This window comes from Brevundimonas sp. EAKA (assembly GCF_000698025.1).
GTDB classification, from domain to species: domain Bacteria; phylum Pseudomonadota; class Alphaproteobacteria; order Caulobacterales; family Caulobacteraceae; genus Brevundimonas; species Brevundimonas mediterranea_A.
In genome coordinates this window covers 1-1,123 of the sequence record NZ_JMQR01000260.1, presented here as the reverse complement: position 1 = coordinate 1,123, position 1,123 = coordinate 1, and the positions used below count along the sequence as shown (strand labels likewise).

The 1,123-nt window shown below is 66.6% G+C and carries 1 protein-coding gene and 1 riboswitch; the gene reads right to left on the bottom strand.

Translation table 11 applies throughout. The features are described from left to right. Window positions 1-543, bottom strand: a 543-nt coding sequence (locus ER13_RS17350) for an alpha/beta fold hydrolase (protein ID WP_035311426.1), incomplete at its 3' end; no start/stop codon positions are given. A gap of 80 nt (window positions 544-623) precedes the next feature. After that, a riboswitch (SAM riboswitch) is annotated at window positions 624-740 on the bottom strand. Window positions 741-1,123 lie beyond the last annotated feature (383 nt).

The window sequence follows — 1,123 nt, the reverse complement described above, 5'->3', positions numbered from 1 at the left end:
GGCGCGGTGGGCGGCCGAGAACACGATCAGCTGCTCGGCCCAGTCGGGATACAGTTCGGCGAAGGCCAGACCGACCATGCCGCCGTAGGAGCAGCCGACGAAGGCGGCGACCCGCTCGACCTTCAGGTGGTTCAGCACCAGGGCCAGCAGGCGGGCCTGGTCGTGGGTGGTGATGGTGACGGGGGTGTCCGAGAACTCGGCGCCGGGCGCGAAATCGACGGCCAGCACCTGGAGGCGGGACAGGTCGATGGGGCCGCGCACCGACACGGCGCCCGACCACCAGCCCAGGCCGTTGGTCTCGGTGCGGTGGACGAACCGGCCGGCCGAGATGCCGCCGGCGACGACGACGACGGGGGCGCCGGCGCGGCCGTGGATGCGGCCCACGATATTGGGCTGGTTCAGTTTTTCGCCCGAGGCCAGGCGGAAGTCGGCGGGAATGGAGACGATGACGTCGCGGGCGCCGCCGCGTTCACGAACGGGCGCAGCCGAGGGCGTGGGCCGACAGGCGGGCTCTTCAAGCAGGGATGTTTCAGCCAGGGTCATCAATCGTCTTCCGCATCGGTCTCGCCTCAGCAAGGCTCGATGCGGTGACAGATCGTGGAGCGTCGACTCGACCGATGCTCCACTCATCTCTCGCGACCCCGAAGGACCCCGCAGGAGTTGGCACCGTTTCGGGTGGTGAAACCCGATGGTTGCCCCGGCGTCAAAGGGCCTAATCCCTCAGCCGGTCTTGATGAGTGACTTTACGTTGATGAAACCCATGGCGCCGGTCAAGCGAAAAATTCGACCCCGGTCGCGACGGCCGTTGCGGGCGTCGGGCTTGAATCGGACCAAAAACCGTCTGTCGTGAAAAAATCATCCAATGCGACTTGACAGTGTGGGGGCGCCCCGACCACCCTAGGCGCAGATTTCAACCGGACCAGCCCTGTGCAACAGCGCTTCCTCATCGCCGAACTTTCGACCGTCGCCGGCCTCGCCGCGACGGGCTTCGGCATGATTACCACCGGCGGAACCACCACCATCACCATGCCCTCACGGGCGGGACGAGTTTAGCGCGCCGAACCCCGGCAACCGCAGAACCCGAACCCCGCCCGGTCCGCCTGGCGGGGTTTTTATATTCACC